This is a genomic window from Hymenobacter antarcticus, from assembly GCF_039539545.1.
Taxonomy (GTDB): domain Bacteria; phylum Bacteroidota; class Bacteroidia; order Cytophagales; family Hymenobacteraceae; genus Hymenobacter; species Hymenobacter antarcticus.
The window spans coordinates 17733-34410 of record NZ_BAABDI010000036.1; the positions used below are offsets into that span (position 1 = coordinate 17733).

Below are 16678 nucleotides of genomic sequence, written 5' to 3' on the forward strand. Positions count from 1 at the left end.
TTGAAAAGGGAAGTTTCGCGAAGTCGATTAGGCTATTTTGCACCTGGCGAAACCTGCCTTTTCAACTTCGCGAAACGTTGCGCTTAGTTGCCCAGCACAATTTCCACGCGGCGGTTCTTGGCCTTGCCGACGGGCGTTCCATTGCTGGCCACCGGCTCGGTAGGGCCGTGGGCGTACACCTGAATCCGGCCGTCGGGGAAGGCGCTGCTGCTTTTGCGTTCCAGCCACTGGCGCACGGCCATGGCGCGGTCTTCCGAAAGCTGCTGGTTGGCCTGTGGGTCGCCGGTGTTGTCGGTGTGGCCATGCACGGCCACTTTCAGGTTGCCGGCTACCACCAGGTCGTCAAACAGGGTGTTTAGCTCTTTTGCTGCCGAAGGTGTGAAGGTGCTTTTGCCCGAGTTGAACTCGATGTTCCAGGCCCGTTTGCTCACGTTGCGGCGGATTTCGTCGCCCGCCGCGAATTTCTGGGTTTCAGCCGGGGCCACGGTTTTGCCCTTGTAGCGGGCCTGCAGGTTGCGCAGCAGCGTAAGGTCCAGCATGTCGTCCAGGGGCACGTAGGTGGGCAGCTCCTTGGGGTAGAGCTTGCTCTGTACATCCCCAAAGGCCTTGTACACCGAGGCGTAGATGTTGGTGCCGCCGTCGTTCAGGCCAAACAGGTTCAGGTTATCAGCGAAGTTGAACACTTTGCTGCCGCCCAGTTCTACTACTTCGCCATTGCGGTCGGCCTCGCTCACGCCTTTGTAATATTTCAGCCAGTACGCGCCGGGCTTGTCCTTGTCACCATACACGTCGGCCGAAATATCAGCGGCGCGGCTCAGCGCTTCGGGGTGGCTTTTAACCTGGTCGCCGGCCACGGCGTGGGCCAGCATAATGCCTTCCACTTCCTTCTGGTGGGCGTCGTACCAACGCTTGGTCGTGACCATGATGTTAGGCATCTGGTTCGAGTACTCTTTGGTGCTCACGATGCTCACCAGGCCGCCTTTTTGCTTGGCGATGTTCACGTCGCCGGGCGTCCAGGTGGCTACGGCATCGGCCATCACATCTACTTTCACGCCCGTGTTTTTGCCGTCCACAATCTTGTCGCGGCTTTCGGGCTTGCCGAGGATGTACTTCTCGGCGGCCACCAGGAAGTCGCTGGCGGCCATGAAGTTTACGGCCTGCGGGTCGTAGGTTGTCTCGTCGGGGTTCACTTTCAGGCCGTTGTCGGCGCACCATTTCAGGGCGATGTTCTGGTCGCCGTCGCGCAGGTAGCAGGCCACGGTTTTGCCCAGGGCCAGCTTGGGGTTCTCCAGCCACTCTTTGGGACCCATCAGCTTGTCTTCGCCAAAGCTTTTACCCACCGAGTAGGGGATGATTTGCAGCTGGGTGCCGGCTTTTTTGAGCTGTTCCTGCACGGCCGAGAACCCGGGCAGGCCGTCGCCCATGATGCTCACAATCAAGCCCGGCGTTTCGGGGTTATTTTGCAGGTCGAGGGCGTTTTTCACCAGGTCGGCCTGCATCTTGCTCACGTCGTCCTGGCGCACAATCTGCATGTCCAAACCGTTGGCGGCCAGGGCCGAGCCCGTAGTGGTGCGGGGGCCGCCGTTGGCGAGCATGCCCGCCATCTGGCTGTTCCAGGCCATCACTTCCCACACCACCGGCGTGCCTTTCTCCGCCGGAGTCGTGCCAGGTAGCGCGGCCAGCGGCACTACGGTGTTTACGCCGTTGCCACCCGTGGCGGCCGGCAGCTCAATCGAATTAAGCAACACTGATTCCGAAGCAGCTTTCTTGAATACCAGGTCACTGGATGTGAGCTTATTAATTCCAAAATACAAGCCCGCAAGGACAATGATGGCAATGAGAATTTTACCGCGAGTGGTCATTTAATAAATGTGAAAATGTGCAGAATATGGCGAATTTGGGGATGTGGAAATGGCTTGAATAGCTTGGATGTGGCGCATGAGAGACGATGCCGGGTTTGAGGCCCATGTTCACATTCATCACATTCACCACATTAAAATCAGTCCAGGAGCTTGCCGTAGGCATCATCAGTGGCCTGCCGGGTGGCCGCTACGTTCATGCGTACCGGCGGCTCATTGTCCATAATGGCGCTAAACTCCCCTTTCTGGTACTTGTCGAGCAGGCGCTGGCCCTTCTCGCTCATCACGCCGTTCTGGATGTCCATTTCCTTCACGAACTCCTGCGAGTAGCGCATGGCCTGCTTGATTTGGCCCAGCTGCTGGGCCATGTCCTGGGCCACGCGGTCGGTGGCCAGGTCGAAGAAGTACTTCTTGTCGGGGTCGCCGCGCAGGATGTTCATGGCCGCCCGCATGCCCGAGCTGGTGCGTTTCACCAATTCATACTCGTCCTTCAACAGGTTGACTTTGAATTTGCTGTTGTCAATCTGACGCAGGGCGGCTTTCAGAATCTGGCGCATCACCAGGCTCACGTTGGCCGTGGTGGTGGCCATGGGCGTGAGGCGGCGGTTGTAGTCCTCCAGCTGGGCAGCGCGGCTGGCGTAGCTGTCGGCACTGTCCTTCTCGCCCTGCCGCAGGGCCGAGTCGGCCAGGGCCAGGTATTCCTGCATCTGGGTGCGGTTGGCGTCTATCTTGCGCTTCACCAGCTCGTTGGCGCCTTCAATGTGGCCCACTTCTTCCTCCATGTTGCGGGCTTCCTTCTCGGTGTTCCGGATGTAGTCCTCCATGATGCCGATGGGGTCGGTGTTGACGAACAGGCCCGCTGCCGTCCGGAAAATGCGCTGCCCCAGGTACCACAGCCCCGCCTGAATGCGCTTGTTGGTAGCCAGCAAAAACAGCACGAACAGCGCCCCCAGGCCAATGCCCAGCTTCACGGTATCAAACACAATATCAATCAGGTACGGCAGAATCTGCCCCCAGTAATAAATGCCCATGCCGATGAGCAGCGCCACAAAAACCCAGGCGGCTACTTTTTCGGGCTTTTGCCAGGAAGGCAAGCCATCGGCGGGCGAGGGCGGTCCAAGTAAAGGGGTGTTCATCAAGCAGAAAAAAAGAGTGCGTGGGTTGTTGCTAACTAAGTCAGGCCGTCGGCCCGACGGGCTATTTCGGGCTGCCGCTGGCGTTCAGAAAAGCCTCGGCCGCTTTGTGGTGCGCCTGTAGCTCGGCCATAGCCGCCGAGTTGGCCAGCTCATAGGAGCTCAGCGCCGCCTGCGTTTTCTGGCGCTCGTTGGCCAACTGCTGCTGGGTGTGCAGCAGCTGCTGCTGCTTGGTCTGGAGCTGGAGGGTGAGGTCGGCGAGGTCGGCGGCCAGCTTTTTTTCCTGAGCTGTGAGCTGTACCACGGTACTGGGAGCACTGCCCGGCGCGGTGGCTTCGCCCATCTTTTCGCGGTGGCGGGCCAATACTTTGTTGCGGTCGGTGGTCAGGGCCTGCTCAAATTGCGAGGCCGAGGCCAGCAGGCCCGGCACCGTGCCGCCATTCACCGCCGAAAAGGCATTGAACGCCGTTTGGTACAGCAAAGGGCCGGCCATGCCAGCGGCGGCCATGCTTTTCACCATTTTCATATAAGCCCCGAAATCCTTGCCATCGCCGGCCAGCAGGCTGGCAATGTGGTCGAGGTGGCGCGGTTCAGCCTGCGTCACGGCCGGAGCGGCAAAAGGCGAGGGGACGGCCGGAACCGCACCAGGACTCGGTGCCCCAAACTGCGCCGTGGGCGGGTTTTGGAGGGTTTTGGCTTCGTCCTCGGGCTCAATAAAAAAATCCTTGGCCGCGTTCGTGAGCTTATCAAAAATTTCCATGGGTAAGAATAGAAAAAGGCGGACGGAGAGGACAGCTGCGAAGTCGGCCGGGCGCTTCGTATCCGCAAAATGACCCCATAACCGTTCAAAGGTAAAGATATTAGGCAATGTAGCTGCTGAGACTGCTGTGTTCAAAAAAGCCCCGCCGGAATAACCAGCGAGGCTTTTGCTTGTCGTAATTCAATATCAGGCCAGCGTTGGGCTGCTTAATTTGAAGCCTGGCTGGCCAGCCAGGCCTCGCGCAGCACCTTTTGGGCGGGCGTGTACACCATTTTTTCCACGCTTTCCATGGGTTTCACCTGCACGTTGGGGTCTTCGGCGAGAATGAGCTGCGTGGTTTTTTCCACGCCGCCCCGGGTCTTTACTTTCACAAAAACCACGTCGCTGGGCGAATGCTTGCGCAACACGCCATCCAGGTCGCCGGAGCTTTTAATTTCCTTGCCGTCCAGCACCACAATCTGGTCGCCCCGGTCGATGCCGGCTTTGTACAACCCCGAGCCAATTTGGGTATTGTAAGCCACCAGGCAGCGGCCTTCCTCGTCAAATTCAACCTGGTTGGGCAGGGCCGCGCCCAGGGCCCGGGTCGGAATCACGGCCAGGCCGGCCACCACCAGGTTTTCGCTGAAGCGGGGCTGCTCGCGGCCGTACACGTACTGGCGGAAAAAGCGGCTGGCAAATACGGTGTCTTTGCTCACTTCGCCCAGCACCCGCTGCAAATCGCGCACGGTGTAGGGGGTGGCGGGCGCGTAGGTACTCTGCTTTTTGCCGTACTGCTGCCACATGGCCTGCATCAGCTTATCGAGCGAGGAGCGGTGGTGCTGGCGCAGCTGCAAGTCGAGGACCAGGGCAATGCCCGCTCCCTGGTCGTAGTACGACAGGTTGGTGTTCACTAGGTTCATGGGGGCGCTGTTGCCCGCACCGTCGGTGAAAGCGGCCTGGCGGCTCATGTCGATGGCCGAGGCGTAGCGGGCCCCGGGGCTGTTCTGGCGCAGGTTCACCCAGCGGCTGATGTCTTCGAGAAACGCCTCGTCGTCAATCAGCTTGGCCCGGCGCAGGGCCAGGCGGCCGTAGTACTGCGTGAAGCCTTCGGCGAACCAGAGCGCGTCGCTCATGTTCACCCGCTGAAAATCGAAGGGTTCCAGGTCGCGGGGGCGCAGGCGTTCCACGTTCCAGGCATGAATGAACTCGTGGGCCACCGTGCCCAGGTTTTTCAGCTCGTCCTCGTCCTTCAGGGGCCGGGGGCTGGTGAGTGAGGTCGAGTTGCGGTGCTCCATGCCGTCGGACGTAGCCTGCGACAAGTAATTGGCAATGAACGTGTAGCGGGCAAAATCGAAAGTAGGCAGCTCACCAAAAATGGCTTTTTCCTCCTTCACTACTTTCTGGATTTTCTTGGCGTAGCCGTCGAGTTCGGCCGCCGGGCCCATATACAGCGTGGCCAGCTCAATGGTCTGGTCGCCTTCGGTCCAGCTCCGTACCTGCTGGGCACCCAGCGAAACCGGGCTGTCCATCATATACTGCATGTTGGGCGCCGTGAACGTGTTTTTATCGGCTCCCGGGCGCAGCTGCGTGGCTACTTTCCAGCTGGCGGGCAGCTCAAACTTTACCTCCGTCTGGCGGCCTTCCAGGCCCGTGGCGTAGCACAGGGCGGCGGGCAGGTTGAGGTGGGCGTGCTGCTGGTCGATGCCCACGTTAGTGCCGTCGGTCTGGTCGCCGTAAAGCGTGTAGCTGAAAATAACGGTGCCATCGGCGGCCGGGGTCACATCCCAGCCGTAGGGGTCGGGGCGGTTGAGGGGCAGGGGGTGATTGCCGCCATCGGTGGCCACTACGTAGTACACGTTCTTCGCAAAATCATGCAGGGCGTAGCGTCCCGGCGAGCTACGGGCCATCCGCACGTGCAGGGGCCCGCCCGGCAGCCCCGAAAAGGTGACCGCCACCCGCGCCTCATGATGGACGGCATTCGGAAACGACATGGCATAGCGCACGGCCGGCCCCGTGTCGGGCTTGGTTTGGGCCTGCGCGCCGAACGAGCCCAGGCCCAGCGCAAATAGAATAGTAGCAACGTTTTTCATGGGCAGAATAATAAAGAAAATAAGAACGGGGTAGTGCCCCCAGTGGAATTGACAATACAAAGATGTGGAAAATTTACAACCAAACGGCGAGTTTTACCCTGATAAGCGGCTCTGATAATGTTAAAATTATGTTTTAACTACGTGAGACCCTGTTATTAATTATCAAAGGCTTAGCTACCCGGGATTTTCGCTGAAAACCACTGCCTCAATGGCTCCACCAAAAAAAGTGCCGTGGTTAACCGCCTGCAAACCCAGGCTTGCCAGGGCGGGGCGCAGGGCCGGTAGCTCGGTGGTCCGCAGCCCGGTAGTCAGCCGAAAAAAAGTATACATCAGCGTGAGCAGCGCCCGGCGCCAGCCCCGCCGAGCGGGCCGAAAGTCGGCCAGCAGCCAAGTGCCTCCCGGCCGCAGGGCCCTGCGCAACTGCGCCAACGCCCCGGCCAGCTCAGGCTGCGCAAGGCAATCGAGTACAAAAAAAGTGACCACCGAATCGAACTGCTCGGTGGGGGTGAGCGCGGCCTGGGTGCCGTGCCGGAACTCAACCTGGGCGGTGGCCGTGGGGCAGGCCCGCGCCAGCCGTGTGCGGGCCCGAGCCAGCATTTTTGGCGAAGCCTCCAGGTACAGCACCGTGGCTTGGGGCCGGCAACGCAACACCTCCAGTAAGACCCAACCAGTGCCGCCGCCCAGTATGAGCACGTGCGGGGCTCCCGCCGGCATGCCTGCCAGCGCCGCCTCTTGCGCCCGCCGCTGCGCCGGCCCAAACACGAGCCCGGCTAAGACATCGTAGCACCACGCCACGCGGTCGAATCCGGTGGGGCGTGCGCCGGCTGCCAGGGGTGAAAACGGGGCAGCTAGCGGGGCAGGCATGGGATAACGGGCGGCAAACAGAAAAAAAACACGGCGGCAAGTAACTGAAAAACAATCGCCGGGCGGTTCTTGCCGGGCCAGACTGCGAAAAAAAAGGGCCTGGTGTTGCGCCGCTGCAAAATGGAACTGTATCTTTGCAGCATCAAAAGGCGCAGTTCTAACAAGAAAAGCAGCTTTTGAACCAGTGCATGCGCTTGTGGCGAAATTGGTAGACGCGCTGTCTTCAGGCGGCAGTTCCGCAAGGTGTGGGAGTTCGAGTCTCCCCGAGCGCACGTTTTTAAAAAGCCAGCCCCACCCGGGCTGGCTTTTTTCGTTTAGGTAACTATTCCGGCCGGGAGCTTGCTTGCTCCCAATTACCATCCCGACTTTTGCGGACTGTGCTGCTATGAATCGTTTTACCTCTCGTTTGCTGGCATTGGCCGGGCTGCTCACCATAGAGGTGGCGTTGGCCATGGTGCTGTTCGTGGCCGCTTTCGGCGTGTTTTTCTATCTGGCGCGGGTGGTTTTCGTGCATCATTCCATGGCCCTCGACAGCTGGGCGGCGGGTATTGTCGATGGCTGGCGGGCCGCCGAGCCGGGCCTGACCGGGCCGGTTCGGCTGGTCACGTTCTTCGCCGCGCTCCCGTTTCTGCTGCCGGCCAGCTTATCGGGGGTGCTGCTGCTGCGCCGGGCCCGCCACCGGCGCGAGAGCTGGGAATTGCTGGTAGCCATGGCCGGCGGCATGATTCTCAACCAGCTGCTCAAGCTGTATTTCAACCGTCCCCGGCCCAGCAATGCGCTGTTGCAGACGCTGGGGCTGAGCTTTCCCAGCGGCCACGCCATGCTTGGCGTCACGTTCTACGGCTGTCTGGCCTGGCTGCTGGCGCGGCACCTGGGCCATGCGCGCTGGGCGCTGCCGCTGCTACTATGGGCCGGCCTCATCGGTGTGACGCGGGTGTACCTGCATGCCCATTACGCCACCGATGTGCTGGCCGGTTTCGCGGGCGGCGCGGCGTGGCTGGTGCTATGCCGCGCCGGCATCAAGCTATTCTGGAAAGAAGAGCAGGCAGTATTTGAATCGGCCGACAACGATATGGAAAGCAATTAAAACGAGTACCCCGAATTTCCAATTCGGCCGCGTGAACGAGCTGTTCGGGCATCGTTCACGCGGCCGAACTGGAAATTCGGGGTACTCGTTCTGGTGCTACAGCTTCACGCGCACCCGCAGCGCGAGCAGGCCTTTCACGCCCTGAAGCTCCTCCAGCTCCACTTCCTCCACGCCGGGCTCCAGCAGGTCCCGGTCCTGGAGGTAGTCGATGTACTCGTAGTATTCCACGGCTTCGCGGCTCTGCGCGTACACCAGCGCAATCATGCCGGGCTGCGTCAGGCGCTCGCCCGTGCCCAGAATGGTCGCCTTGTCGATGCGCTTTTTGATGATTTCGTACCGGATGTTGTAGGTCCCGTCCACATCGAACTGGCGCTCGTCCTGCCGGAAGCGAATGCTTAGCGACTGCCCGTGAATGAGGATGAGCTGGGTGGTGTCGAGGGGCACCGGAAGCGTGTCCTTAAGCGCGGCGGTCCGGCGTGTAATCTCTACCATGGTAAGCAGCTGCCACAGGCGCAGGTTTTTCAGAAAAACCAGGTCGAACGGCTTGTTCTCCACCAGGGTGCCGCCGATGTAGATGTTGAACTCCACGCCATCGGTTTTGTAGCGCTGGAAGTAGTGCGGGTACATGAGCTGCGCTTTTTCCTCTTCGTCATCGAGGTAGTCGCTCACGGCATCGTTGAGCGTGGTCACGCTGGTTTCGAAATCCTGGCGGCGCTTGTAGAGAATGCCCAGCTTGGGGTCGATATTGCTCCAGTACCGCGTGATAATCGGGCGCAGCTCGGGCGTGTGCGCGGCCAGGTACTCAAACAGCGGCTCCACTTCGCGCTTCAGCGAGTCGTAGATGTTGGCCTCATCGCCCGAAAGCATCCCGTCGTGCAGGCGCTTCAGGTTTTTGGTGACGTAGAACTTCAGCTCGTCGAGAATGGGCAGATGCTGGTATTCCGACGCTTTTTTCAGCACCTTGTTGGCTAGGGTCAGGTGCTCAATCAGGTCGCCCTGAATGGCCTCGTTGCGTACAATGCTGCTACTCCGGATATCGCAGGAGCCGTGCAGCGGGTACACATCCTCAAACACGATGGCCTCCATCTCGGCCGTGCGGTTGCCGGCATCGAGCTGGGTGAGCAGGTTGCGGGCCGCATCTGTGAAGCGCCACTCCATAGTCGGGTGAATGGCCGTGAACGTGGCCCGCATAATGGCCTGCACCCGCGTCTGCAGGTCCTCGGCATTGCGTTTCACCGCCACCGCGAACAGCGGCACGAACTGCGCCACCTTCTCCATGTCGAACTCGTCGAGGCCACCCACGTCGGGCGAGCCCAGCTCCAGCAGGCCCACCGTGTCGTTGCCGTAGGGCAGCAGGGCCAGGATGGCCGAGCGAATACCCAGACTACTAATCTGTTGGCGTAGGTCATCGGGGATGTCGGCCGTGTCCACGTTCTTGATGACCAGCGGCTCCCGCTCGCGCAGCAGGCGCTCATAAATCAACCGGAAGCTGCTGTCGGCGGCCTGGTGCTGCACCTGCTTGGTGAGGAAGCTGTGGTTGATTTTGCGGCCGAAATCCACGAAAGCGCGCTTCTTTTCATCATAAGCCGCGATGCCCAATTGCAGCGAAGGCTGGGCAAACAGCACCCGCAGCTTCTCCTGAATCTGCTCGAAGCGGGCGGGCGTTTGCAGCACGTCGCGCTCCAACAGGTCGTATTTCAGCTCCGACAGAATTTCCTGGTCGGTTACGTCCACCAGCTGGAGTACGTTGAAGCCCTCCAGCTCAAAGTTTTCGGCGGGCAGCAACTCCTTCCACAGCTCCAGGCGGTGGCGGTTGTGCACCAGCAAGTCCAGCTGTTGGGTAGTGAGGTCAATTTGTTCGCCAACGACCTTCACCGTCACGAAATCGGAGTTGAAATCAACGCCGTAGTGTCGGTACAGGCCAATTTTATAATCGGGCACCGTAAAAACAATCGTGCCCAGCGACGGCAGCTCCGTCCCGTACACGCGGTGCAGCACCAGGTGGTAGGCCATGAGCTCCATCTGGTGCTCCATGGCCGCCATATCAATATTCAGCGGCTGCTTGATTTGACGCTCCTTGTTGAGCATAATCTCCTCGAAGCGCCGCGTGGAGTAGAAGCTGCGCCGCTGAAACGGGGCCACCACCCCGCTGATATCGGTAGCGAACGAGGCCGGTGGAAACACGGCCAGCATCAGCGTTTCGATGAGGTCGCAGTTGCTCTCTATCAGCGTGTAGTCGGTCAGCGGGCCGCGGCACCAGGCGGCTTCGGCCACCTGCTCGCCAATGGCGCGGGCCAGCAGCGCCACGCCGGCGTTGGTGGCCCGCTCCCGCTCCCGCCAGTACGCAATCAGCGGCTCGAAGCTGAGCGTGGAGCGGAACAGGAACGACGAGGAGGCGACCGGGCTGCGTAGCGCAGGCAGGGCATCGGAAAGGATTGGAAGGAGTTCAGCAGCCATAGGTAAAAAGGAACACGGCTTGCCCGCCGGGAAGTTGCAGTAGCGGGGCAAAAAGGGATACGTACTAAGTTGTCGTTCAAAAGTAAACGAACTGTCAGTTATTCGTTGTTAGTGAGCGGATTACACCAGGTCTGACAACCGACAACTACTACCTGACAACATAGGTACGCAAGCCGCCGGCTCCTTGGCTACTTGGTTACTTTAAGCACACGAGGCGCTTGCTTCAGGTCGAAGGCACTATCCTGCGAAAACCCATCCCGCCGCGTGAAAACAGTTTTTTTAGAATTATTGTAGCACGTGCAGCATCCGTTGCCATCGATACTGCCTTCCAGTTTTATCTCACTGATATTGAGTAAAGTAGTGAGAACGGGCTTGTTGCCGGGCCGCGTCACATAATACTGGAGCACGTAGCGGTAGCCATCGAGCCGGGTGGTGCTGATTTGCGGGAAGGGAGTGCCGTTATTCAGCCGGATGGAGTCGCGGGACCGGGCCGCGGTGCGGATAAGCGTCACCACATCGGGCTTGCCGCCGGTGGGCAGCGGCACCGCGAAGCGCTGGATAACCACCGTATCCAGGTCCGTATTCAGACCCGTATTGCTGAAGCTACTGGCAAAGCGCAACTCGACAGCATCGGCGTCGGCATCGTTGCAGTCGCACACGTCGTTGGCGCAGCAGCCGCTCAGCAGCAGGCCGCTGGCCACTAGCAGCACGGCCGCAAAAGGGGAGGGTAGAGAAAACGGGTTGACCATAACAAGCCAAAGATAAGGCCCGCTTCCCACGCTCCATCGGCTCAGGATGAAGAAGGGAAGCGGGCCAACGGTATCTTGCCAACCCCTGGGGGCGGGGTTAGCGGGGGCTATCAGCTACTGCTTAGCGGCTGCCGGTCGCGCTCGTAGAAGAGGGCAGCGTGGGGTTCTCCACCGTGCCGCCGGCCAACAGCAGCGGGTTCAGGCGGGCTGCGGCCGTGTCGAGCTGGGGCCGAATCTGGGCAATGGCCGCGCGCAGGGCAATGATGTCGGCCAGACGCGGGGCGGTGGTCTGCGAGTAGCCGTGGTACATGGCCACTTTCACTTCCGAGCTACCCGAGCCCACGTAGGAACCAAGGAGGTTGCCGGCGGCATCGCTCACCTGCACTTCGGCCTGCAGGGTGGTTTTGTACCACTCCAGCGGGATGCCCAGCACGGCCGGCACCATGAAGGTGAGCACCTGAAGGCCCTGAATAGCGCGGCCAGTACGCAGCGTTTTCACTTTCTTCACTACCAGCTTAGCATAGCCGTACGTGGCCGAATCGGTGGGCTCGGTCAGGTTCAGGCGGCACTCCTGTTGAAATAATTTCAGGGGGTCTTCGGGCAAGGCACCATCGTTCATGGCCAGCGGGCCCTGGTCGGCCAGAATTTCCAGGGCGGGCAGGCGCGTAGCAATAGCCGTCGCCGGCGAGCTTTTCATCATGGACTTTACCGACACGCAGGCCGGAGCTGCCAGCAGGGCCGGCGCAAGTGCCAGCAACGCGAGTTGACGAGTAAGTTTCATAATTGTAAGGTAGTAAGAATATAGGAAAATGAAAAGAAAAGAATTGAAAAATGCTTTAACACTTCTGAATAAGCTCGACCTGGTTTTATAGCTGCTAAAGTAGGGAATGGATTCTGGCCGACCGGCATTTTTCGGCGAATGGTGCAAAATAACTTGTAACGGGGAGCGTCTCAGGGGTTCATTATTCAGGTGCCCCAATGACGCCCGCTTGGCGGTTAAGCCAGCACCTTCGGTTCGGGCTCCTGGTAGTTATCCACGAACTCACCTTCCCAGCGGGCTACTACGGCCGACGCCAGGCAATTGCCGAGAACATTCACCGCCGTGCGGGCCATATCCATCAGGGCATCAATGCCTAAGATGATAAATACGGGCCAGGCCGGCAGGTTGAAAGAAGCCACCGTAGCTAGTAGAATCACCAGCGAAGCGCGGGGTACTCCGGCCACGCCCTTGCTGGTTAGCATCAGGGTAAACACCATCAGCAGCTGCTGGCCGAAGGTGAGGGGCACCCCGGCCGCCTGGGCCACGAACACAGCCGCTAAGGATAAGTACAACGTGGTTCCGTCCAAATTGAAGGAGTAGCCGGTGGGCATCACGAAGGCCACAATCCGGCGCGGCACCCCGATGCTTTCCATGGCTTCCATGGCCCGGGGCAGGGCGGCCTCCGAGGAGGTAGTGGCGAAGGCAATGCTTACCGGCTCGGCCACGGCCGCGATGAAGCGGCGCAGTGGAATACGGGCCAGGAGGGCCACGGGCAGCAGTACCAGCAACACGAACGCAATAAGCGCCCCGTATAGCGTGAATAGCAGCTGCACCGCATTGAGCAGCGGCGCGAAGCCCATTTTGCCCACCGTGTAGGCCAATGCCCCGCCCACGCCCAGCGGCGCGAAATACATCACCACATTGGTGAACTTGAACATGACCTCCGACAGGCTCTCGCAGAACTCCAGCATTACGCGACGGGGTCGCTCGGGCGTGAGGGCCAGGCCGATAGCAAACAGAATAGCGAAAATTACCACTTGCAGCACCTGCCCCTCGGCAACTGATTTAGCAATGTTTTCGGGGAAGATGTGCAGGATGATGTCGGCGGCCGTTTGGACCGGCGCGGCGGCCAGCGCTTCTTCCTTCACTCCGGCCTGGCTGATGCCCACGCCGGCTTTGGTGAGGTTGATGGCGGCCAGCCCGATGAAAAGGGCAAACGTGGTGACTACTTCAAAGTAAATCAAAGCCTTGAGGCCCATGCGGCCTACCTGTTTCAGGTCGGCGTGGCCGGCAATGCCCACTACCAGCGTGGCAAATACCAACGGGGCAATAATGGTTTTCACGAGGCGCAAAAACGCGTCACTCAGCACCTTAAAGTTCATGGCCACGCCGGGGGCGTCGTGCCCCAGCTCGATGCCGACCAGCATACTCACCACAATCCAAAGCGTGAGGGAGCGCCGGGGGGCTACGGCGGCGGCAACGGCCAGAATGGCCAGCCAGCGGGCTGCTATCGGTACGCCGGGCGGGAGCGCGAGTACATTAGTAGCCGAGAGCGCGGTTAGGATGCCAGCCAGGACCAGCAATAGAATAGCAACGAAGAGTAAGCGAGATTTTGCCATGTAATGAATAAAGGCCGTGAAAACGGAATGAGGGCCTAAAGAACGGCATTATCCCGCCAGCAACGGGCTCGGCGCAGATAGGGCAAGGGCCGATTGAGCCCAAAAAAGCCCCGTGCGCAGCTGGCACGGGGCTTTACGATGGTATTGGAAAGGCGGTGAACCCTGTCGGGCTAGGGCAGGCTGAGCAAATAGCCGATGGTAAAGTTGGTGTCGTAGCCGAACACAAACTGGGAGCAGCCGGTGGCCGAGGCCACGGCTTGGTAAATATTCAGGCCCGACTTGATTTTGGCGCCGCTCAGCTGTGGGTAGGCATCGGGGCCGAGCAGGGTCGTGTATGGCTCCTGGCCCTGGCGCACGGCTTTGGCCAGCTCGTAGGGTACGCCGCCAATAATGAAGCAGGTTTTGCTGACCCCCGCCGGAACCTGACCCGCCTTGGTCTTTGCATCGGCGGCCACGGCGGCATCGTCAATTCCCTTCTCGTAATATTTAGCGCCGTAGGTATTGTTGCTGCGCGGCTGGCTGCCATCCATCCAGGAAATTTTGGTGTTGCCCGAGCCCATATCAACCACAAAGGCCTTGTCGTCGAATCCTTTGGGCAGGGCGGCCTGCAAGCCCAGCACGCCCTCGCGCTCGGGGGTCACGGTATTCACCCGGTACTTAAGGGCCTCCAGCGACTTCACGATACGATGCGTCACCTCGGCCATTGAGGCCCCCGAGCTCACCACAAAGTGGATATCGCGGCCCGCTACCCCAAAATCGAGCATTTTGCCAATGTACGCTTTCAGGCCATTCCGGATATCTTCTTCGGTCGCCATATTCTCCATTACGAGGCTGTTGCCGAACTCCGATTTTTCCATCTTCCAGTTCTTTTTCCCATCAATGCGGATGATGAACATGTTGAAGCCGCTGGCTCCCAGCTCCACTACGCCTTTCAGCTTGCCATTAACTGGCGCTGTGGGCCGGTACGTGAACGTAGCCGGGGCCAGCCTGGGCGCTACGGCTACCGCCGGGGCCGTTGCCATTGCCGTTGCCGTTGCCGTGGCCGCTATCGACGCAGTGACCGGAGCAGAATCAGCCGTCTTGCGGATATATTCGCCGTTCAGGCTCAGCATATCACCTTCCCGGAGCGGCACGCGCGAACCATTGGTGAGGAGCAGCGACTGCGTCCGGTACTCAACCCGAATGCCATTGGGTAGCGTTACGTCCTTTTCCAGGGGCTTGCTTTTGTTCCCATTCTGTACCACAATTCCCTGTCCCTTAACTGTAAACCAAGGAATTGAGCTGGCAGATGCGGTCTGAGCCTGGGCTTGTTGTGGGCCGGCAGCCAGAAGGAAAAAACGTATAAAAAGCGAGGCCAGTATTGATTTTTTCATGAGATTTCGCAGAAAGTTAAAAAGAAGAAGATGAGAATGAGGGCCGAAAGGTAGATTAAAATAAGATAGAACAGGTTTAGTCGAAGGTATTATTTGATGTTAAATTTGACAAGTGCCTTAGCTAAACCATGTTCTCAGCCCGACAAATGCTGCAAACTGCGCGGCGGCAGGCGGAGCGGTTTCATTTTTGGCCGCATCTTCGGGGCGCGTTTCCCTTCTTCCCATGCCCACCTGGACCCTTACTGCCCACCTGCTGCCGCTGCGCTACGTCTGGAAAATTTCCCGCAACGCGTCTGCTACCAAAACCAACCTGCTGCTGCGCGTAGCCGGCCAGGGCCACAGCGGTACCGGCGAGGCGGCCCCCAACGTGCGCTACGGCGAAACGCCCGAGCTGCTCACCCAGCAGTTTGAACACCTGCGGTCCCAGGGCCTGGCACAGGCCGAGTCCCTGGCCGACCTGCACGCGCTACTGGCCGCCCACCCGGTGGCCCACGCCCTCAGCTTCGCCCTCGAATCGGGGCTGGTGCAGTGGCTGGCCGCCCGCGCCGGGCAGCCCGTGTGGCAGTGGCTGGGCGTGCCCCAGCCCGCCACGGTGGTGCCCACGGCCTTTTCGCTGCCTATTATGGAAGTGGGGGAGGTGGCCGGATTTCTGCGCGAGCAGGACGCGGCCCGCTTCCAGCTCCTCAAAATCAAGGTAAACCAGGCCGAAGGGCTGGATTTGCTGCGGGAAGTGGCGCGGGTGCTGCCCGGCCACCCGCTACTGGTGGATGGCAACGAAACCTGGCCCGATGCCGACAGCGTGCTGCGGTTCCTGGCCGAGGCTCAGGCGCTGCCCGGCCTGCACCTGCGCCTGCTGGAGCAGCCCCTGCCCGCCGCCCTCGCCGCCGACTACCGCTACCTGCGCCCCCGCAGCGCCGTGCCGCTGGTGGCCGACGAGTCGGTAACGGACACGGCCGACTTCGCCGAAATCGCGCGGCAGTTCCACGGCGTCAACGTGAAGCTGATGAAGGCCGGCGGGTTCCTGCGCGGCATTGAGCTGCTGCGCCAGACGCGCGCCCACGGCCTGCTGCCCATGCTCGGCTGCATGGTCGAAACCAGCGTGGGCATTGCCGCCGCCCTGCAAATCAGCGCCTTGGCCGATGTACACGACCTCGACGGCTTCCTGATTGTAAAAGATGAGCCGTTTGGCCTGGTCACGGAAACCGGAGGCTCGCTGAGTGCGGCAGGATAGCGCCAGCGCTATTTAGGCGCGGTGAGTTGGGAATTGACCTCCGCCAGCTGGTCGTCGATGGCCTGGGTGCCGGGTAGGTCGGTGCGGCCCTGGCTGAGCAGCTGCACCTTCTGGGTAAGCAGCTCGATTTTTTTGTTCAGCAGCTGGATTTGCTGCTCGGGGGCCGCGTAGCCGGGGCCGCGCTGCACGTAGGTTTCGTATTTGGTACCGGCTGGGGTAGCGGGGCTGGTGGCCGCGCCACGGGCGGCGGCCGCGCTGGTCGGGCTGGCGAATACCACGCCGCCATCGGCCCGCACATAGTCGCCCTCGCGCAGGGTAATTTTTTTGCCTTTCGGATTTACTTTATCGGCGGGCATTTCCACAATGCCGTTTTTATAGTTGATTTTCACGCCATTCGCCAGCTTCACGTTTTGCGTGAGGGTAGTAGTCTGGGTGCCCTCACGGCGCAGTACTTCGCCGTTCATGAACACGAATTGCGTGCGGGCAGTCGTCTGAACCGGGTAGCCCCCATCCTGGGCGGCGGCGAGGCGGGGAGTTGCGGCCAGCGCGGCGGCCGTCAGCGTCAGGAAGAATAAGCGTTTCATGGAGGCGGGCAAGAGGTGAATGTGCGGAGGATACGTAGGTTGAGTTGTTAGGGTAGTGGCGCTACTGCTTTTGACAAGATATTCGGAAAATAATTCGGAACAATGTTGTGACATTAAATGTATGTACATAAAT

General features: G+C 60.1%; 13 protein-coding genes and 1 tRNA gene. 3 read left to right on the top strand and 11 right to left on the bottom strand.

The features are described from left to right. Nucleotides 1-83: 83 nt before the first annotated feature. From ABD819_RS18845 to ABD819_RS18865, 5 genes are all read right to left on the bottom strand, one after another. On the bottom strand, nt 84-1862 hold the full coding sequence (locus ABD819_RS18845) for an OmpA family protein (protein WP_345126861.1): 1779 nt from the start codon (nt 1860-1862) through the stop codon (nt 84-86). A gap of 137 nt (nt 1863-1999) precedes the next feature. After that, a complete protein-coding gene (locus ABD819_RS18850; protein ID WP_345126864.1) occupies nt 2000-2995 on the bottom strand; it encodes a PspA/IM30 family protein in 996 nt (331 codons plus the stop codon). Between the two features lie 61 nt (nt 2996-3056). Then, nucleotides 3057-3752 carry a hypothetical protein gene (locus ABD819_RS18855; protein WP_345126867.1) on the bottom strand — a complete coding sequence of 232 codons (696 nt, stop codon included), beginning with the start codon at nt 3750-3752 and terminating at the stop codon, nt 3057-3059. 206 nt (nt 3753-3958) lie between these two features. Next, a complete protein-coding gene (locus ABD819_RS18860; RefSeq protein WP_345126869.1) occupies nt 3959-5821 on the bottom strand; it encodes a M61 family metallopeptidase in 1863 nt (620 codons plus the stop codon). A gap of 174 nt (nt 5822-5995) precedes the next feature. Continuing rightward, nucleotides 5996-6685 carry a class I SAM-dependent methyltransferase gene (locus tag ABD819_RS18865; RefSeq protein ID WP_345126872.1) on the bottom strand — a complete coding sequence of 230 codons (690 nt, stop codon included), beginning with the start codon at nt 6683-6685 and terminating at the stop codon, nt 5996-5998. Nucleotides 6686-6875: 190 nt separating this feature from the next. Here ABD819_RS18865 and ABD819_RS18870 point away from each other — a divergent pair. Continuing rightward, nucleotides 6876-6957, top strand: a tRNA-Leu gene (locus tag ABD819_RS18870). A gap of 113 nt (nt 6958-7070) precedes the next feature. Continuing rightward, entirely contained in the window at nt 7071-7772 is a 702-nt protein-coding gene (locus tag ABD819_RS18875) for a phosphatase PAP2 family protein (protein WP_345126875.1), read from the top strand. Nucleotides 7773-7868: 96 nt separating this feature from the next. Here the strand turns inward: ABD819_RS18875 and ABD819_RS18880 are convergent, their stop codons facing one another. The 5 genes from ABD819_RS18880 to ABD819_RS18900 form a co-directional block, all read right to left on the bottom strand. Beyond that, complete coding sequence (locus ABD819_RS18880) at nt 7869-10229, bottom strand: GAF domain-containing protein (protein ID WP_345126879.1); 2361 nt, start codon at nt 10227-10229, stop codon at nt 7869-7871. 188 nt (nt 10230-10417) lie between these two features. Continuing rightward, a complete protein-coding gene (locus ABD819_RS18885) occupies nt 10418-10978 on the bottom strand; it encodes a hypothetical protein (RefSeq protein WP_345126882.1) in 561 nt (186 codons plus the stop codon). Between the two features lie 121 nt (nt 10979-11099). Beyond that, nucleotides 11100-11759, bottom strand: coding sequence for a hypothetical protein (locus ABD819_RS18890; protein WP_345126885.1), 660 nt, complete (start codon nt 11757-11759; stop codon nt 11100-11102). 215 nt (nt 11760-11974) lie between these two features. Then, nucleotides 11975-13357, bottom strand: a complete 1383-nt coding sequence (locus ABD819_RS18895) for a dicarboxylate/amino acid:cation symporter (protein WP_345126887.1) — start codon at nt 13355-13357, stop codon at nt 11975-11977. 170 nt (nt 13358-13527) lie between these two features. Then, a complete protein-coding gene (locus ABD819_RS18900) occupies nt 13528-14601 on the bottom strand; it encodes a DUF6799 domain-containing protein (RefSeq protein WP_345126889.1) in 1074 nt (357 codons plus the stop codon). A 352-nt stretch (nt 14602-14953) separates the two neighbouring features. Here ABD819_RS18900 and ABD819_RS18905 point away from each other — a divergent pair, with 352 nt between their 5' ends. Continuing rightward, nucleotides 14954-15961 carry an enolase C-terminal domain-like protein gene (locus ABD819_RS18905; protein WP_345126892.1) on the top strand — a complete coding sequence of 336 codons (1008 nt, stop codon included), beginning with the start codon at nt 14954-14956 and terminating at the stop codon, nt 15959-15961. Nucleotides 15962-15969: 8 nt separating this feature from the next. Here ABD819_RS18905 and ABD819_RS18910 read toward each other — a convergent pair whose 3' ends face one another. Further along, nucleotides 15970-16545, bottom strand: coding sequence for a DUF6799 domain-containing protein (locus ABD819_RS18910; protein WP_345126894.1), 576 nt, complete (start codon nt 16543-16545; stop codon nt 15970-15972). Nucleotides 16546-16678 lie beyond the last annotated feature (133 nt).